Source organism: Buttiauxella sp., assembly GCF_035271705.1.
Taxonomy (GTDB): Bacteria; Pseudomonadota; Gammaproteobacteria; order Enterobacterales; family Enterobacteriaceae; genus Buttiauxella.
In genome coordinates this window covers 1-15808 of record NZ_DATERI010000072.1, presented here as the reverse complement: position 1 = coordinate 15808, position 15808 = coordinate 1, and the positions used below count along the sequence as shown (strand labels likewise).

Annotated in this window: 15 protein-coding genes; 10 read left to right on the top strand and 5 right to left on the bottom strand. The window is 49.3% G+C overall.

What is annotated here, in order from left to right; all coding sequences use genetic code 11:
• The first annotated feature begins 32 nt into the window (after positions 1-32).
• The 3 genes from aroP to VJY99_RS06190 all read left to right on the top strand — a co-directional run bounded on the left by aroP (position 33) and on the right by VJY99_RS06190 (position 4035).
• A complete protein-coding gene (aroP, locus tag VJY99_RS06200; protein ID WP_324117199.1) occupies positions 33-1400 on the top strand; it encodes an aromatic amino acid transporter AroP in 1368 nt (455 codons plus the stop codon).
• A 267-nt stretch (positions 1401-1667) separates the two neighbouring features.
• Positions 1668-3068, top strand: a complete 1401-nt coding sequence (locus VJY99_RS06195; protein WP_324117198.1) for an MFS transporter — start codon at positions 1668-1670, stop codon at positions 3066-3068.
• A gap of 10 nt (positions 3069-3078) precedes the next feature.
• Complete coding sequence (locus VJY99_RS06190; protein WP_324117197.1) at positions 3079-4035, top strand: family 43 glycosylhydrolase; 957 nt, start codon at positions 3079-3081, stop codon at positions 4033-4035.
• Positions 4036-4191: 156 nt separating this feature from the next.
• Here the strand turns inward: VJY99_RS06190 and ampE are convergent, their stop codons facing one another.
• Together ampE and ampD are read right to left on the bottom strand one after the other, a co-directional pair.
• Positions 4192-5046: a beta-lactamase regulator AmpE gene (gene ampE, locus VJY99_RS06185; protein ID WP_324117196.1), complete on the bottom strand. Its 855-nt coding sequence runs from the start codon at positions 5044-5046 to the stop codon at positions 4192-4194.
• Positions 5043-5606 (bottom strand): 1,6-anhydro-N-acetylmuramyl-L-alanine amidase AmpD, encoded by a 564-nt coding sequence (gene ampD / locus VJY99_RS06180; RefSeq protein WP_324117195.1) that lies wholly within the window; start codon positions 5604-5606, stop codon positions 5043-5045. Before ampD ends, ampE begins: the two co-directional genes overlap by 4 nt.
• Positions 5607-5688: 82 nt before the next feature.
• Here ampD and nadC point away from each other — a divergent pair, with 82 nt between their 5' ends.
• From nadC to hofC, 4 genes are all read left to right on the top strand, one after another.
• Positions 5689-6579, top strand: coding sequence for a carboxylating nicotinate-nucleotide diphosphorylase (nadC, locus tag VJY99_RS06175; protein WP_324117194.1), 891 nt, complete (start codon positions 5689-5691; stop codon positions 6577-6579).
• A gap of 189 nt (positions 6580-6768) precedes the next feature.
• Positions 6769-7218 (top strand): prepilin peptidase-dependent pilin, encoded by a 450-nt coding sequence (ppdD, locus tag VJY99_RS06170; protein ID WP_324117193.1) that lies wholly within the window; start codon positions 6769-6771, stop codon positions 7216-7218.
• 3 nt (positions 7219-7221) lie between these two features.
• Complete coding sequence (gene gspE / locus VJY99_RS06165) at positions 7222-8601, top strand: type II secretion system protein GspE (protein ID WP_324117192.1); 1380 nt, start codon at positions 7222-7224, stop codon at positions 8599-8601.
• Positions 8594-9799, top strand: coding sequence for a protein transport protein HofC (hofC, locus tag VJY99_RS06160; protein ID WP_324117191.1), 1206 nt, complete (start codon positions 8594-8596; stop codon positions 9797-9799). Before gspE ends, hofC begins: the two co-directional genes overlap by 8 nt.
• A gap of 36 nt (positions 9800-9835) precedes the next feature.
• Here hofC and VJY99_RS06155 read toward each other — a convergent pair whose 3' ends face one another.
• Complete coding sequence (locus VJY99_RS06155) at positions 9836-10879, bottom strand: GMP reductase (protein WP_324117190.1); 1044 nt, start codon at positions 10877-10879, stop codon at positions 9836-9838.
• A gap of 399 nt (positions 10880-11278) precedes the next feature.
• Between VJY99_RS06155 and coaE the strand changes: the two genes are divergently transcribed.
• The 3 genes from coaE to yacG are packed head-to-tail and all read left to right on the top strand — an operon-like array spanning position 11279 to position 12849.
• Entirely contained in the window at positions 11279-11896 is a 618-nt protein-coding gene (gene coaE, locus VJY99_RS06150; RefSeq protein WP_324117189.1) for a dephospho-CoA kinase, read from the top strand.
• Between the two features lie 2 nt (positions 11897-11898).
• The gene (gene zapD / locus VJY99_RS06145) at positions 11899-12642 is read left to right on the top strand and encodes a cell division protein ZapD (RefSeq protein WP_324117188.1); all 744 of its coding nucleotides are present in this window, start codon (positions 11899-11901) and stop codon (positions 12640-12642) included.
• 9 nt (positions 12643-12651) lie between these two features.
• Entirely contained in the window at positions 12652-12849 is a 198-nt protein-coding gene (gene yacG / locus VJY99_RS06140) for a DNA gyrase inhibitor YacG (protein ID WP_324117187.1), read from the top strand.
• Here the strand turns inward: yacG and mutT are convergent.
• Together mutT and secA are read right to left on the bottom strand one after the other, a co-directional pair.
• Positions 12846-13235 carry an 8-oxo-dGTP diphosphatase MutT gene (gene mutT / locus VJY99_RS06135; protein WP_324117186.1) on the bottom strand — a complete coding sequence of 130 codons (390 nt, stop codon included), beginning with the start codon at positions 13233-13235 and terminating at the stop codon, positions 12846-12848. The genes yacG and mutT overlap by 4 nt on opposite strands.
• Before the next feature lie 64 nt (positions 13236-13299).
• Positions 13300-15808: preprotein translocase subunit SecA (secA, locus tag VJY99_RS06130; protein ID WP_324117185.1), on the bottom strand; the 2509-nt coding region annotated here is incomplete at its 5' end.

The window sequence follows — 15808 nt, the reverse complement described above, 5'->3', positions numbered from 1 at the left end:
GCCCTAACAATAACCACACACGAGGTTAAACAATGGAAGGTCAACAGCAAGGCGACACGCTGAAACGCGGCCTTAAAAACCGCCATATCCAGCTCATCGCGCTGGGTGGAGCTATAGGAACTGGCCTGTTTTTGGGCAGTGCGTCTGTCATCCAATCCGCCGGGCCGGGGATTATTCTTGGCTACGCGATCGCAGGTTTTATTGCCTTTTTGATCATGCGCCAACTGGGCGAGATGGTTGTTGAAGAGCCTGTAGCGGGTTCTTTTAGCCACTTTGCTTACAAATACTGGGGTGGATTTGCAGGTTTTGCGTCTGGCTGGAACTACTGGGTGCTGTATGTCCTGGTCGCCATGGCAGAACTGACTGCGGTAGGTAAGTACATCCAGTTCTGGTACCCGGAGATCCCTACCTGGGCGTCTGCGGCAGTCTTTTTCGTCGTGATCAATGCCGTCAATCTCACCAACGTAAAAGTGTTCGGTGAATTGGAATTCTGGTTCGCTATCATCAAAGTCATCGCCGTCGTTGCCATGATTCTGTTTGGTGCCTGGTTGCTGTTTAGCGACAACGCAGGTCCACAAGCAACGGTGCGCAACCTTTGGGAACAAGGCGGGTTCTTACCGCACGGCTTTACCGGATTAGTCATGATGATGGCCATTATCATGTTCTCCTTTGGTGGGCTTGAGCTGGTCGGTATTACAGCGGCAGAAGCGGATAATCCACAAGTCAGCATTCCTAAAGCGACCAACCAGGTTATCTACCGTATCCTGATTTTCTATGTGGGTTCACTGGCTGTGCTGCTGTCTCTGATGCCGTGGACTCGCGTGACCGCTGACACCAGCCCGTTCGTGCTTATCTTCCACGAATTGGGTGACACCTTTGTCGCCAACGCGCTTAACATTGTGGTTCTGACCGCCGCACTGTCTGTATATAACAGCTGTGTTTACTGCAACAGCCGCATGTTGTTCGGTCTGGCTCAGCAAGGCAACGCACCAAAAGCGCTGCAAAAAGTTGATAAACGTGGCGTGCCGGTTAATACCATTCTGGTCTCTGCGCTGTTCACCGCACTGTGTGTACTGATTAACTATTTGGCGCCAGCAGAAGCGTTCGGCATGCTGATGGCATTGGTGGTCTCTGCACTCGTCATCAACTGGGCGATGATAAGCCTCGCGCACATTAAGTTCCGTCGTGCGAAAGAGCAAGAAGGCGTGAAATCACGTTTCCCTGCCCTGTTCTATCCGTTGGGTAACTATGTCTGCTTGCTGTTTATGGCTGCAGTGCTGGTTATCATGGCAATGACCCCTGGCATGGCAATCTCCGTATGGTTGATTCCGGTGTGGGTAGTCATTCTTGGTATCGGATACTTCATCAAACAGAAGAACCTGAAGAGCGTTAAAGCGTAATTTTGATTGACCTATGCCCTAAATAATTCCAGGTGCATCGCGGCGGCAAGAGAACAAATCCCGATGAGCTTACAAAGGTAAGTGATTCGGGTGAGTGAGCGTCGCCAACAAAGATGCAACTTGAATTATGACGGGCATAGCTTTGTTATCTAGTTCACACTTCCTTTACAATGACAGTATTATCCATCTCTGCGACGTATTCCTGACGCGCAATTTTTTCCCAACAACACAATAATCTTGTCCATATACTGGTCAGGAGCATTTCCAATGGAAAGCAGCAAATTATCTATTAAAGAAAAGATTGGCTACGGAATGGGCGACGCTGGGTGCAACATCATATTTGGCGCCATTATGTTGTTTGTTAACTATTTTTATACTGACATATTTGGCCTTGCTCCGGCACTAGTGGGGGTAATGCTGCTTTCAATCAGGGTTATCGACGCTATTACCGACCCCATTATGGGTGCCATTGCTGATAGAACCCAAAGCCGTTGGGGCCGTTTTCGTCCATGGATTTTATGGATGGCAGCCCCATTTGCCTTCTTCAGTTACCTGATGTTTACCACACCTGACTGGGCCTACAGCAGCAAAGTTATCTATGCCTTCGTCACTTACTTCCTGCTCTCATTAACCTATACCGCCATCAACATCCCTTACTGCTCCCTGGGAAGCGTGATTACAAACGACCCGAAAGAACGTGTTGCTTGCCAGTCATATCGTTTTGTCATGGTCGGTATCGCGACACTTATCCTTTCACTCTCCCTGCTGCCAATGGTTGACTGGTTTGGCGGTGGTGATAAAGCGAAAGGCTACCAGATGGCGATGGGTGTTCTGGCAGTGCTCGGAATGTTCATGTTCCTGTTCTGCTTCTCGACCGTCAGAGAACGCGTACGTCCAGCAGTACCAAGCAACGACGATTTAAAATCTGACCTGAAAGATGTGTGGAAAAATGACCAGTGGGTACGGATTTTACTTCTGACACTGTGCAACGTTTGCCCTGGTTTTATCCGTATGGCGGCCACCATGTATTACGTCACCTGGGTAATGGGCCAAAGCACCAGTTTCGCCACCCTCTTTATTAGCCTCGGCGTGGTAGGCATGATGGGCGGCAGCATGTTGGCTAAAGTGTTGACTGACCGTTTTTGCAAACTGAAAGTGTTTTTCTGGACCAACATCGTGTTGGCGATTTTCTCTTCCGGGTTCTACTTCCTCGATCCGCACGCGACCACACTGATTGTAGTGATGTATTTCCTGCTGAATATTCTGCACCAGATTCCTTCACCGCTGCACTGGTCGTTGATGGCTGACGTTGATGACTACGGCGAGTGGAAAACCGGCAAGCGCATCACCGGTATTAGCTTCTCTGGTAACTTGTTCTTCCTGAAATTGGGCCTGGCGATTGCCGGTGCGATGGTAGGATTCTTGCTTTCCTGGTACGGCTACGATGCTGGTGCGAAAGAACAAAGCGCGGAGTCAATTAACGGTATTGTGATGCTGTTTACCATCATTCCTGGCGTGGGGTACCTGATTACCGCCGGTGTGGTACGCCTGCTGAAAGTTGACAGTGAAACGATGCGCCGCATTCAGGCCGACCTTGAAAAGCGCCGTAACAACTATCGCGAACTGAACGAATATCACGACAGCAAACCTGTCGAAGCAAAGCTATAAGGAAAGCCCTATGAATCAGGAGCAATGGCCTAATCCATTTATCGAACAGCGTGCCGACCCCTTTATTTTGCTGCATGAAGAGTGGTACTACTTTATTGCATCAGTGCCGGAGTACGACCGGCTAGAAATCCGCCGAGCGGCAACGATTAGCGAACTGCCAACTGCCCAACCGTCGGTGGTGTGGCGCAAGCCGAGCCAAGGCCCTATGAGTGAGCTCATCTGGGCACCGGAACTGCATCATATTGATGGGAAATGGTACATCTACTTCGCCGCAACGCACACGCAGGAGTTGGACACGCTAAATATGTTCCAGCATCGGATGTTTGCCCTGGAGTGTGCCGATGTAGACCCGCTAACGGGTAAATGGGTAGAGAAAGGCCAGGTAAAAACTCAATTCGACAGTTTCTGTCTGGATGCCACCACCTTCAACCACCAAGGGAAGCAGTGGTATTTATGGGCGCAGAAAGACCCCAATATTGCGGGTAACTCAAATCTGTATCTCGCTGAACTGGAAACGCCATGGGCAATCAAAGGCAAACCGGTGATGTTAAGTAAGCCTGAGCTGGATTGGGAATGTCGGGGTTTTCTGGTTAATGAAGGACCAGCGGTAGTGGTTCATGGCGACAAACTGTTTGTCAGTTACTCGGCCAGTGCCACCGACGAAAACTACTGCCTCGGTTTGCTGTGGATAGATCTAACTGCTGATCCAACTCAGACTGAAAACTGGCATAAATCTTTGCAGCCTGTGTTTACCACCAGTTACCCAAACAAGCAGTTCGGGCCTGGCCATAACAGTTTTACCAAAACAAAAGACGGGAAAGATGTGTTGGTTTATCACGCAAGGAACTACACGGAAATTGAAGGTGACCCGCTGTATGACCCAAATCGTCATACTCGCCTGAAAATGCTCGAATGGGATGAAAACGGTATGCCACTGTTTGGCATACCGCCTGCTGATCACCGCTAAACAGACCTAGCCTAACCCACCAGGCTATTTTATTTGCTAGTTTGGCCCTGGGCTGTGCTCAAAATCCTCACGTACTACGTGTACGCTCCGGTTTTTCCGCGCAGTCCAAGTCCAAACTATCTGCAACAATAACACCTGGTGAGTGAGGCTGTTCTGCTAGACCAGAGTGCCGTAAATCGTCAATAACGCCACCACCACCAAAATTACCAACGAAGCTTTCTTTGCCATAGACACGGCAGCTTTTGGCGTTTTGATTTTGTCGAGATGCGGCTCACGTGCCAGTGAAAACTGCGCCAGTTGAGTCAACACCTGATATTGTGAAGTATGGCGGTCAGCCAGTGAAGCAAACCATGCAGGAAGAGCGCGTTCGCCGTGGCCCACCAACGCATAAACCACTCCCACCAAGCGCACCGGCACCCAGTCCAGCACATGCAAAATAGCATCGATACCGGAATGTAAACGCTGTTGAGGTGAATGATGGCGAGCAAGCCACGTTTGCCATGCACGCAAGAAAGCATAGCCTGCCAGCGTCACTGGCCCCCACACTCCGCCAACAATAAACCAGAAAAGCGGCGCCAGATAAAAACGGAAGTTAATCCACAACAGCGCGTTCTGCAGCTCTTTCAGATATTCTCGCTCGTCGCAATCTGGCGGAACCCCATGGATAAGCGTCAGTTCACTCGCCATTGCATCACGAGCATGGCTGTCGTCGTGGTTCGCGGCTTTTAAATAAGAGTGGTAATGCAAGCGAACCTGGCCGGCCCCCAGGCAAAGCACACCGAGCGCAATCCAGAACACCAATAATGGCACATTAAAGAACAAGCCTTGTAACGCACGAATACAGAGGAAAACCAACAGCATGCATAGAGCGGTCATCGCCAGTGTGCGCAACAACGAAAAACTTTTTACCCGCCGAAAAAGGACTTCAAGACGGTGATCTAACTGCCAATGTTCACCTAGCTTAAATAGCCGCTCCCAAATCATCACCAGCAATAATGTAAACAGCGTCATTTCATCTCCTTGTTTGACGTTACCTCAACCGAATGGTGAAAACGCGACCAGTCAAATGCAGGACCTGGGTCAGTTTTGCGTCCAGGTGCAATATCACAATGCCCCGTCATATGGTTAGCAATTGCCGGATAAACCTGAATCAGGGCATCTGAAATAGAAGTAAGCTGTTGATATTGCACATCAGTATAAGGCAACGAGTCCGTACCCTCCAGTTCAATACCAATGGAAAAATCGTTGCAGCGCTCACGCCCCTGGTACAGAGAAACTCCAGCATGCCAGGCACGCTTATCGAATGGAACATACTGAACGATTTCGCCATCACGGCGGATAAGACAATGCGCTGAAACTCGCAAATGCGCGATGCCCGCGAAATACGGATGGGCTTCAGGGTCCAGAGTTCCAGTAAACAACGCATCAATCCACGGCCCACCAAACTCGCCTGGCGGTAGACTGATGTTATGCACCACCAGCAGTGAAGGTATTTCATCCTCCGGTCGGCAATCGAAATGTGGGGAAGGAACATGCTTCACACCCACCAGCCAGCCGTTTTTTAGCTGCATCCGCGGTCTCCTTAGAGTGGTACTTAACGTCGCATCAATGTAGCATGTTTCGACATTAACTAAGCCATTTCGGAGTTTTATCATGCCGCCTCGCCGTTATAACTCAGACCGCCGACGTGACGAGCTTCTCGAGCGTATTAACCTTGATATTCCACAGTCTGTTTCGCAGGCTTTGCGCGAAGATCTTGGTGGTGACATCGACCCTAATAACGATATCACCGCACAATTACTGGATGCAGAACATTGTTCGCATGCCGTTGTTATCACCCGTGAAGACGGTGTGTTCTGTGGTAAACGTTGGGTCGAAGAGGTATTTATTCAGCTTGGCGGTGATGTCAAAGTTACCTGGCATGTTGAAGATGGCCAAACCGTAGTAGTAGACCAACCACTATTCGAACTGACAGGGCTTTCACGTGTGCTGCTCACTGGTGAGCGTACTGCGCTGAACTTTGTACAAACGCTGTCAGGTGTTGCCAGCGAAGTGCGCACGTATGTTGACCTGCTAGCGGGAACAAACACGCAACTGCTTGATACGCGTAAAACTCTGCCGGGCCTACGCACAGCACTGAAATACGCGGTCCTATGCGGTGGCGGCAGTAACCATCGTTTGGGTCTGTCCGATGCTTTTCTGATTAAAGAAAATCACATCATCTCTTCGGGTTCCATTCGCCAGGCGGTAGAAAAAGCCTTCTGGTTCCATCCGGATGTACCTGTGGAAGTTGAAGTTGAGTCACTTGAAGAGCTGGAACAGGCGCTACACTCTGGCGCTGACATTATCATGCTCGATAATTTCGACGTTGAAGATATGCGAAAAGCTGTCGTTCTCACCAATGGCAAAGCGCGCCTGGAAGTTTCAGGAAACGTGACGAAAGAAACCATCCGTGAATTTGCTGAAACCGGTGTCGACTTTATCTCTGTGGGCGCGCTGACTAAGCATGTCCACGCGCTCGATCTCTCTATGCGCTTCCGCTAATTCCTGCCAGGCAGATGAGGTGAAACTCATCTGCTTTTTTCTTTCCCTTGCGCCATTGCTCGCATTTTCATTGTTGCCCCCTGCAAACTACACAGAAATCCTGGAAAGTGCCTTCCTGATGCTATCACTCGCTCTCGCCTGAACATTTATTACCGCGCAAAGTGCCGCCATCCCAATCAGGAGCGGCATATGAACAAACAACAAGGATTTACACTTATTGAGCTGATGGTGGTTATCGGCATTATCGCGATTCTGAGTGCCGTTGGTATTCCCACCTATCAGAACTACCTGAGAAAAGCGGCACTTACCGACATGCTCCAAACCTTTGTCCCCTACCGTACCGCTATTGAGCTTTGTGCGATTGAACGGGGTGGCATTAGCCAGTGCAATGCCGGAAGTAACAGTATCCCCGCGCCTAAAACGACCCGTTATGTCAGCGGTATGAGCGTTGAAAGCGGCGTTGTCACTCTGACAGGGCAAGAAAGCCTGAATGGTCTTACCATTTCGTTATCCCCACGTTGGAATGATGCTGAAGGTGTGGAAGGTTGGAGCCGGGTCTGTGCCACGACCGATGGCGGTTCGCTGAAACAGACCTGCGAAGAGGTTTTCCGTTTTGATACTAACCCGGCGAGTCACTAAGCTATGGAAAATAGGCAGATCCTCGCACTGTGCAACCAGTATCAGGCGGTACTACTTTCTGAAGATCCTACACTGCACATCGCTATTGCACTGAATCCACCCGCTCAGTTTTTTGAAGCATTGCGTTTTATCTGCGATAAACCAGTTAATGTTGAGTACTGGCCCGCTGAGCAGTTAGAGAAAGCGCGGCATTCAGGAGTTTTGGCAAACACAGATGAACCACCTGAAAACATCGCGCCAGTGGTTCAACTGCTACAAGAAACGCTTCACAAAGCGGTTCAACTGCGCGCATCAGACATCCACTTTGAGCCGATAGATCAAGGCTACCAGATTCGTTTTCGGGTCGACGGTGTGCTGCAACTGCAACCTCTCCTCCCAGCTCATCTGGCCGCCCCGTTAACTGCACGGCTAAAAGTATTGGGCAATCTGGATATTGCGGAGCGTCGCCTGCCTCAGGACGGGCAAATGGAGATTGAAGTCGAACAGCAAAAATGTTCATTTCGCATTGCGACGTTACCGGTGTATCACGGCGAAAAAGTTGTTTTACGCTTAATGTCTCAGACCAAACAAACTTTTGAGCTTTCAGATTTGGGTATGTCATCGGATGACCGCACCCGCTTTCAGAGTTGTCTAGCCAATCCACAAGGCATGATTCTGGTTACTGGTCCCACCGGGAGCGGTAAAACCATCACACTTTACAGTGCGCTAAAAATACTCAACCAAGTTTCCAGTAACCTCTGTAGCGTAGAAGATCCGATTGAAATCCCGATGCACGGACTCAATCAAACGCAAATAAACAGCAAAGCGGGACTGAGTTTTCACAGTGTTTTACGCGCCTTACTGCGCCAGGATCCCGACATCATCATGGTAGGTGAGATTCGTGACAGCGATACCGCAGAAATTGCCATTAAGGCCGCGCAGACGGGGCATCTTGTTCTTTCCACACTGCACACCAACTCAACGGCAGAAACGGTGGTGCGCCTGCAACAAATGGGGGTGGAACGCTGGATGCTAGCCTCAGCGTTGAACATGGTGGTCGCACAGCGTCTGGTTCGCAAACTCTGCCCCCACTGCAAGCAGCAGCTTCCTGAAGGCATCCTCCTTCCGACAACACTATGGAAACGCGTTTTACCACATTGGCAGGCTGTGGGTTGTGAACGCTGCTACGGTGGCTTTTACGGGCGAAGCGCATTGTTTGAAATCTTGCTTGTCGACCAGGTTCTACAAGCTTCAATTATCAAAGGTATGCCCGCACATGAAATCGAAGCCCTCGCATGCCAACAAGGCATGCTGACACTATTCGAAAGTGGTTGTCTGGCAGTGGAACAAGGGCTAACCACACTCGAAGAGTGCTATCGGGTTCTGGGAGTTCCTCATGGCTAAGTTTGTGCTCTGGCACTGGAAAGCCGTCGATCCCTTTGGACAGGTACAGAAGGGGACGTTATGTGCGGAGGATGCCGAATCCGTTATCAATCAATTGTTCAATGCAGATCTCCAACTTTTGCAGCTACGCAAAACGTCACGCCCCCGCCGTGGCTGCTGGCATATCCAGCAAAAAATTCAAGTATTTCGCCAGCTTGCTACTCTGCTTCAGGCAGGAATCTCCTTGTCTGATGCCTTGTTGCTTATCGCGCAGCAGCATCCGTTTGAAGAATGGCGTGCGTTGCTAAAAGACATTGAACAGCGTGTTTCGAGTGGCACGCCATTTTCTGCTGCATTAAGCCAATGGCCGAAGATTTTCCCCGCGTTGTTCATTGCCCTGATTCATATAGGTGAGTTAACGGGGAAGTTAGACGAGTGTTGTAAAAGGCTGGCAGATCAACAAGAAAAACTGTATCGGCTGCGTAAAAAAGTCATGAAGGCCTTGCGTTACCCACTGTTTATTATGGTCGTCGCCCTGCTTGTCACTATCGGGATGATGGGATTTGTCCTGCCGGAGTTTGCCAATATCTATCGGTCTTTTAACGCGCCACTGCCAGCTGTAACCATGGCAGTAATGGCGGTTTCAGATTGGGTAACGACACAAGGACTGGGGTGGTTATTGGCGTGTGTCATCCTCTTTACCTGTGGATATTTTCTTCGACAACGAAAACCTCACTGGCAAGTGTATGAGCAAAATCTATTGCTGCGCATTCCACTGGTTGCCCCGCTATGGCGTGGGCAAGTTCTCAGCCAAATCTATACCACGCTGTCACTATCCCAACAAGCGGGTATTCCTTTGTTGCAAGGGCTGGAAGCAGTTGAAACGACACTCACTCCACTGTTGTGGAAGAAAGTTATTTCAAAAATTAGCACCAAAGTGATTCAGGGTGTTCCGTTTTGGCTTGCGCTCACTCAGAGCGAGCGATTCACACCATTGTGTTGCCAGTTAGTACGAGTGGGTGAGGAGTCAGGTGCTTTAGATTTGATGCTCGAAAAACTGGCAAGCTGGCATCACAACAATACTGAGGAACAGGCTGATACCCTGGCCGCTGCGCTGGAGCCGATAATGATGTTAGTCGTGGGAGCCATTATTGGGACGCTGGTGATTGCGATGTATCTGCCTATTTTTCAGCTAGGAGACGCAATGAGCGCTGGATGACGGCGCAGCGAGTGCTGCGCCATATGCGTATAAAGCTTAGAGGCTATTGAATACGCGGTTTTCTTGCTCGGCAACACGAATAAACGTGGTGCGCTTGGTCAACTCTTTCAGACGAGAAGCGCCAACATAGGTACATGCAGAACGCAATCCGCCCAGGATGTCACGGGCAGTGTTTTCTACAGGACCACGTAATGCCAGTTTGACTGTTTTGCCTTCTGCTGCGCGGTATTGTGCAACGCCTCCAACGTGGCGGGTCATTGCAGACTCAGAGCTCATGCCGTAGAACTGCATGAATTTCTCGCCGTTTTCTTCAACAATGGTGCCACCACTTTCTTCGTGGCCAGCCAGCATACCGCCGAGCATCACGAAATCTGCACCGCCGCCGAATGCTTTAGCAACATCACCTGGAACAGTACAACCGCCGTCGCTCACAATCTGGCCGCCAAGGCCATGAGCCGCATCAGCACATTCAATCACAGCAGACAGTTGCGGGTAACCCACGCCCGTTTTAACGCGAGTGGTACATACGGATCCTGGACCGATACCAACTTTAACGATGTCAGCACCAGAAAGAATAAGCTCTTCGCACATTTCGCCAGTCACAACGTTCCCTGCACAGATAACTTTATCCGGCCATGCTTCACGCGCTTTAGACAGGAACTGAGTGAAGTGTTCGGAGTAGCCGTTAGCCACATCGATGCAGATAAATTTCAGTGCTGGATTCAGAGCAAGAATTTGTTTGGTCTTCTGGAAATCAGCGTCTGATGTACCGGTCGAAACCATAACGAACTTCAGAATGTCGTCTGACTTGGACTTCGCGAAGTTGCTCCACTCTTCAACAGAGTAGTGCTTATGGACAGCGGTAAGGATATCAAATGAAGCCAACGCCTCAGCCATACCGAATGTACCCACGGTGTCCATGTTAGCTGCAATGATCGGAACACCTGACCATGCAATACCGGAGTGTTTGAAAGTGAACTGGCGCTCAAGCTCTACATCAGAGCGGCTTTTAAGAGTGGAACGTTTTGGGCGAATAAGAACGTCTTTAAAACCTAACTTCAAATCTTCTTCAATACGCATGTTGCAGATTCCTGGGTCGAATGGCGAAGGACGCGTGAACGCAATCAGCACTGTATACCCTAAATAATTCGAGTTGCGCAATGGCGGCAAGGGAGCCAATCCCCTGGAGCTTACATAAGTAAGTGACTGGGGTTTGTGAGTGCGGTCAACGCATCTGCAACTTGAAGTATGACGGGTATAACTACCAATTCCAGTGACGTTATCATACGCACTATTAATGCTGCTGCAAGACTGCGAAAACAGTCTTTTTTGCGCTACAATCGTTGAAATTTACCTGAGAAACGGGAAAACGCGATGCGGGGTTCATTTTACCCAATTCCGCCGCCCTTTCCTGGAACATGACAGGTATAAATTATCTTTTTATATGCTTGATAAAACGTGATTTAGGGTCTGGTTTTTATGGTTTATACGGTGGCATTAACGGGTGGGATTGGCAGTGGTAAAAGTACTGTCGCCGATAATTTTTCCCGATTAGGTATTACCGTTGTTGACGCTGACGTGATTGCTCGTCAGGTTGTTGAGCCAGGGCAACCCGCTCTTACAATTATTTCTGACCATTTTGGTAACGAAATTCTTCTTCAGGATGGCTCTCTTAACCGCCGGGTTCTTCGTGAAAAGATCTTTTCTTCCCCTGAAGAGAAACAATGGCTCAATGCGCTACTACATCCACTGATCCATCAACGCACCCGAACTGAGATCAATCACGCCGTTTCTCCCTACGTTTTGTGGGTTGTTCCGTTGCTAATTGAGAATAACCTTCAACAGATGGCCGATCGTGTGCTGGTTATTGATGTCTCGCCAGAGGTGCAAATCGCACGGACTATTGCGCGCGATAAGGTCAGTGGCGAACATGTGCAACAAATCCTTGCTGCACAGGCGACACGCGAGGCACGCTTGAGCGCTGCCGATGATGTAATTAATAACGATGGTGGCGCCGAGTTGGTGGCCGCACATGTTGACCGTCTGCACCGCCAGTATCTGGAACTGGCGTCCCAGGCCGCACAGCAGGAAAATTAATAATGAGCACCCAGATTCTTTTTGAGCACCCATTGAATGAAAAAATGCGCACCTGGTTGCGTATTGAGTTCTTAATCCAACAACTCGAAAGTTCATTACCGGTAAATGAGACGTCCAAAGCCCTACATTTTTTCCGTAATGTCGGTGACCTGCTGGACGTCTTTGAGCGAGGTGAGATTCGCACAGAGATTCTCAAAGAGCTGGAGCGCCAACAGCGTAAATTATTAAACTGGGCTGAAGTTCCAGGTGTAGATATGCAACTTATCGATTCGCTGCGTAGCCAACTCAAAGCATGCGGCACTGTTTTAATGGCCGCGCCGCGTATCGGGCAATCCTTGCGTGAAGACCGTTTAATTGCTCTTGTTCGTCAACGGCTTAGCATTCCAGGTGGTTGTTGTAGTTTCGATTTACCGACTTTGCATATTTGGCTTTATTCTCCACAAGAACAACGTAATGCACAAATCGATACCTGGATTATGAGTTTGCAACCGTTGAAACAGGCATTGGATCTGTTACTGGATATTATTCGTAATTCTGCACCATTCCGTAAGCTAACCAGCCTGAACGGTTTTTATCAAGACAACGGCGATGATGCTGATTTGCTGCGTTTACAGTTAGATCTCTCTTCACAGCTTTATCCTCAGGTTTCGGGTCATAAAAGCCGTTTTGCAATCCGTTTCTTACCGCTTGATAGCGAGAATGGAATTATCCCTGAGCGTCTCGATTTTGAGTTGGCATGCTGTTAAGGAGTGAAGATGTCTGAATCTATAAAAGTAAACTGCCCGGGTTGCGGCAAAGCCGTTATCTGGAATGAAACCAGCCCATATCGCCCATTTTGCAGCAAGCGCTGCCAGCTCATTGATTTAGGTGAATGGGCCGCCGAGGAAAAACGTATTCCAAGTAGCGGCGATTTGTCAGAAAGTGAAGGCTGGAGTGAAGAAGACCTGCGTTAACCCTGCTGTAATTTACTGATAACCGGTTCATTTGCTGGTGGGAAATCTGTCGCCACCAGCGCATTTTGTGCAATCCATTGACCTGGTTGCCCTTCTTTACCCCACGGCTCACCCTCCCAGCTTTCCACCAAGAAAAACCACAAAGTGATAAACCTGTCCGGGAACTGATAAGAGAGCTTTTCAAACAACCCAAACTGGGTCGCTGTAATGCCCGTTTCTTCTTGTAGCTCACGAACTAATGCCTGTTCTGGCGTTTCATCGGCTTCGATTTTCCCACCAGGAAATTCCAGTTTATTGGCCATATGAGCGTCAGCAGCTCGTTGCGTGATAAAAATCTGCCCCTGGGAGTTACGAATGATTCCGACGGCAATTTCTAATTGTTTCATTTTTGTGCAGGTGCTCCATAGAAAAAAGGCGCAGCAAGCTGCGCCTTCGTCGACAATAAAGTTCTTAGCTTAAACGGCCATGACACTGTTTGTATTTCTTACCAGAACCGCATGGGCAAGGATCGTTACGACCCACTTTGCGCTCACCCGTTTCTGCTGCCAATGCTTCTGCGGCAAGCGTGTCGTCATCCTGGTGGCTCAGTTGTTGCATCTGTGCCAGGCGCTCAGCTTCTTCACGACGCTGTTGTTCCATGGCTTCAACTTCTTCAGGCATACGAACCTGAACTTTGCTCAAGGTACTGATGACTTCATATTTCAGCGCTTCGAGCATAGAAGCAAACATGGCAAAAGATTCACGCTTGTATTCTTGCTTAGGATCTTTCTGCGCATAACCACGCAAGTGAATGCCCTGGCGCAGATAATCCATAGCCGCCAGATGCTCTTTCCACAATGAGTCCAGAGTCTGTAGCATCACGCCTTTTTCGAAATGGCGCATCATTTCAATGCCAACCACTTCTTCTTTACGCTGATAGACTTCGATAGCATTTTGCAGAATACGCTCGCGCAGAGTTTCTTCGTGCAGTTCTGGCTCTTTATCCAGCCACTCTTTGATTGGCAGTTCAAGGTCGAAATCGTTTTTCAGACGTTCGGCCAGACCTTCAACATCCCACATTTCTTCCAGAGATTGTGGTGGAATATGGGTGTCGATTGTCACTTTGAAGACATCTTCACGGATGCTATTGATGGTTTCGCTAACGTCACTCACATCCAGCAATTCGTTACGCTGGCTGTAGATTGCACGACGCTGGTCGTTCGCCACATCATCATATTCAAGAAGCTGTTTACGGATATCAAAGTTACGGCTTTCAACTTTACGTTGTGCGTTAGCAATAGCTTTGGTTACCCACGGGTGTTCAATCGCTTCACCTGGCTTCATACCCAGTTTACGCATCATGCCAGAAACACGATCCGATGCGAAAATGCGCATCAGTGAATCTTCCATAGACAGATAGAAACGAGATGAACCGGCATCACCCTGACGACCAGAACGGCCGCGTAACTGGTTATCGATACGACGAGATTCGTGGCGCTCGGTACCGATGATATGCAGACCACCCGATGTTAGAACTGCGTCATGGCGAACCTGCCAGTCAGTTTTAATTTGTGCGATTTGTTCTGGAGTTGGATTTTCTAGCTCAGAGACTTCTGCCTGCCAGCTACCCCCCAAAACGATATCCGTACCACGACCCGCCATGTTAGTCGCAATGGTCACAGAGGCTGGATAACCCGCCTGGGCCACAATCCCTGCTTCGTTCGCGTGGAACTTAGCGTTCAGAACGTTGTGTTTGATACCCGCTTTAGTTAACTCTGCGGAAACCACTTCGGATTTTTCGATAGAAATGGTACCGACCAGTACAGGCTGACCGTTAGTGGTACGCTCTTTAATGTCTTCGATGATCGCCGTAATCTTGTCTGCTTCAGTCATGTAGACCAGGTCAGGCATGTCTTTACGAATCATTGGGCGGTTAGTTGGCACAACGATGGTATCGAGTTTATAAATCGAGCTGAACTCAAACGCTTCAGTATCTGCAGTACCCGTCATACCGGCCAGTTTTTCATACAGGCGGAAGTAGTTCTGGAAGGTGATAGATGCCAGCGTTTGGTTTTCGTTCTGAATGTCGACGCCTTCTTTGGCTTCAACAGCCTGGTGCAGACCATCAGACCAGCGACGACCTTGCATTGTACGGCCAGTATGTTCATCAACGATGATGACTTCACCATCTTTCACGATGTAGTCAACGTCACGGGTGAACAGCACATGTGCGCGCAATGCAGCAGTGACGTGGTGCATCAACATGATATTGGTTGGAGAGTAAAGTGACTCACCTTCTTCCATGATGCCTTCACTAACCAGCAGTTCTTCAACCAGGACAAGACCGCGTTCGGTAATGTTGACCTGACGGGATTTTTCGTCCACAGAGAAGTGACCTTCACCCTGGAAAGTATCAGAATCTTCTTTTTCCTGACGGATCAGGCTAGGAATGATTTTGTTAACTTTTTTGTACATCTCGGAACTGTCTTCAGCAGGGCCGGAGATGATTAGCGGCGTACGCGCTTCATCGATAAGAATTGAGTCAACTTCATCCACCAATGCGTAGTGCAGTTTACGCTGTACACGTTCTTCAGGGCTGAATGCCATGTTGTCACGTAGGTAGTCAAAACCGTATTCGTTGTTGGTACCGTAAGTGATGTCAGCCGCATAAGCTTCGCGTTTCGCTGGAGCTGGCATGTTTGGCAGGTTGATACCTACGCTCAGACCCAGGTATTCGAACAGCGGACGGTTGTTTTCAGCATCACGCTGTGCGAGGTAGTCGTTCACGGTAACCACGTGAACACCACGGCCACTCAAGGCGTTGAGGTAAGCAGGCAGTGTCGCCGTCAGTGTTTTACCTTCACCAGTACGCATTTCTGCGATACAGCGTTCGTTGAGTACCATGCCGCCAAGTATTTGCACGTCAAAGTGGCGCATACCGAACACACGTTTACTCGCTTCACGGACAACAGCGAATGCT

Excerpts from the sequence above, each read along its gene's own strand:
- aroP (WP_324117199.1), top strand. The coding sequence starts at position 33 with ATGGAAGGTCAACAGCAAGGCGACACGCTGAAACGCGGCCTTAAAAAC.
- VJY99_RS06195 (WP_324117198.1), top strand. The coding sequence starts at position 1,668 with ATGGAAAGCAGCAAATTATCTATTAAAGAAAAGATTGGCTACGGAATG.
- VJY99_RS06190 (WP_324117197.1), top strand. The coding sequence starts at position 3,079 with ATGAATCAGGAGCAATGGCCTAATCCATTTATCGAACAGCGTGCCGAC.
- ampE (WP_324117196.1), bottom strand. The coding sequence starts at position 5,046 with ATGACGCTGTTTACATTATTGCTGGTGATGATTTGGGAGCGGCTATTT.
- ampD (WP_324117195.1), bottom strand. The coding sequence starts at position 5,606 with ATGCAGCTAAAAAACGGCTGGCTGGTGGGTGTGAAGCATGTTCCTTCC.
- nadC (WP_324117194.1), top strand. The coding sequence starts at position 5,689 with ATGCCGCCTCGCCGTTATAACTCAGACCGCCGACGTGACGAGCTTCTC.
- ppdD (WP_324117193.1), top strand. The coding sequence starts at position 6,769 with ATGAACAAACAACAAGGATTTACACTTATTGAGCTGATGGTGGTTATC.
- gspE (WP_324117192.1), top strand. The coding sequence starts at position 7,222 with ATGGAAAATAGGCAGATCCTCGCACTGTGCAACCAGTATCAGGCGGTA.
- hofC (WP_324117191.1), top strand. The coding sequence starts at position 8,594 with ATGGCTAAGTTTGTGCTCTGGCACTGGAAAGCCGTCGATCCCTTTGGA.
- VJY99_RS06155 (WP_324117190.1), bottom strand. The coding sequence starts at position 10,879 with ATGCGTATTGAAGAAGATTTGAAGTTAGGTTTTAAAGACGTTCTTATT.
- coaE (WP_324117189.1), top strand. The coding sequence starts at position 11,279 with ATGGTTTATACGGTGGCATTAACGGGTGGGATTGGCAGTGGTAAAAGT.
- zapD (WP_324117188.1), top strand. The coding sequence starts at position 11,899 with ATGAGCACCCAGATTCTTTTTGAGCACCCATTGAATGAAAAAATGCGC.
- yacG (WP_324117187.1), top strand. The coding sequence starts at position 12,652 with ATGTCTGAATCTATAAAAGTAAACTGCCCGGGTTGCGGCAAAGCCGTT.
- mutT (WP_324117186.1), bottom strand. The coding sequence starts at position 13,235 with ATGAAACAATTAGAAATTGCCGTCGGAATCATTCGTAACTCCCAGGGG.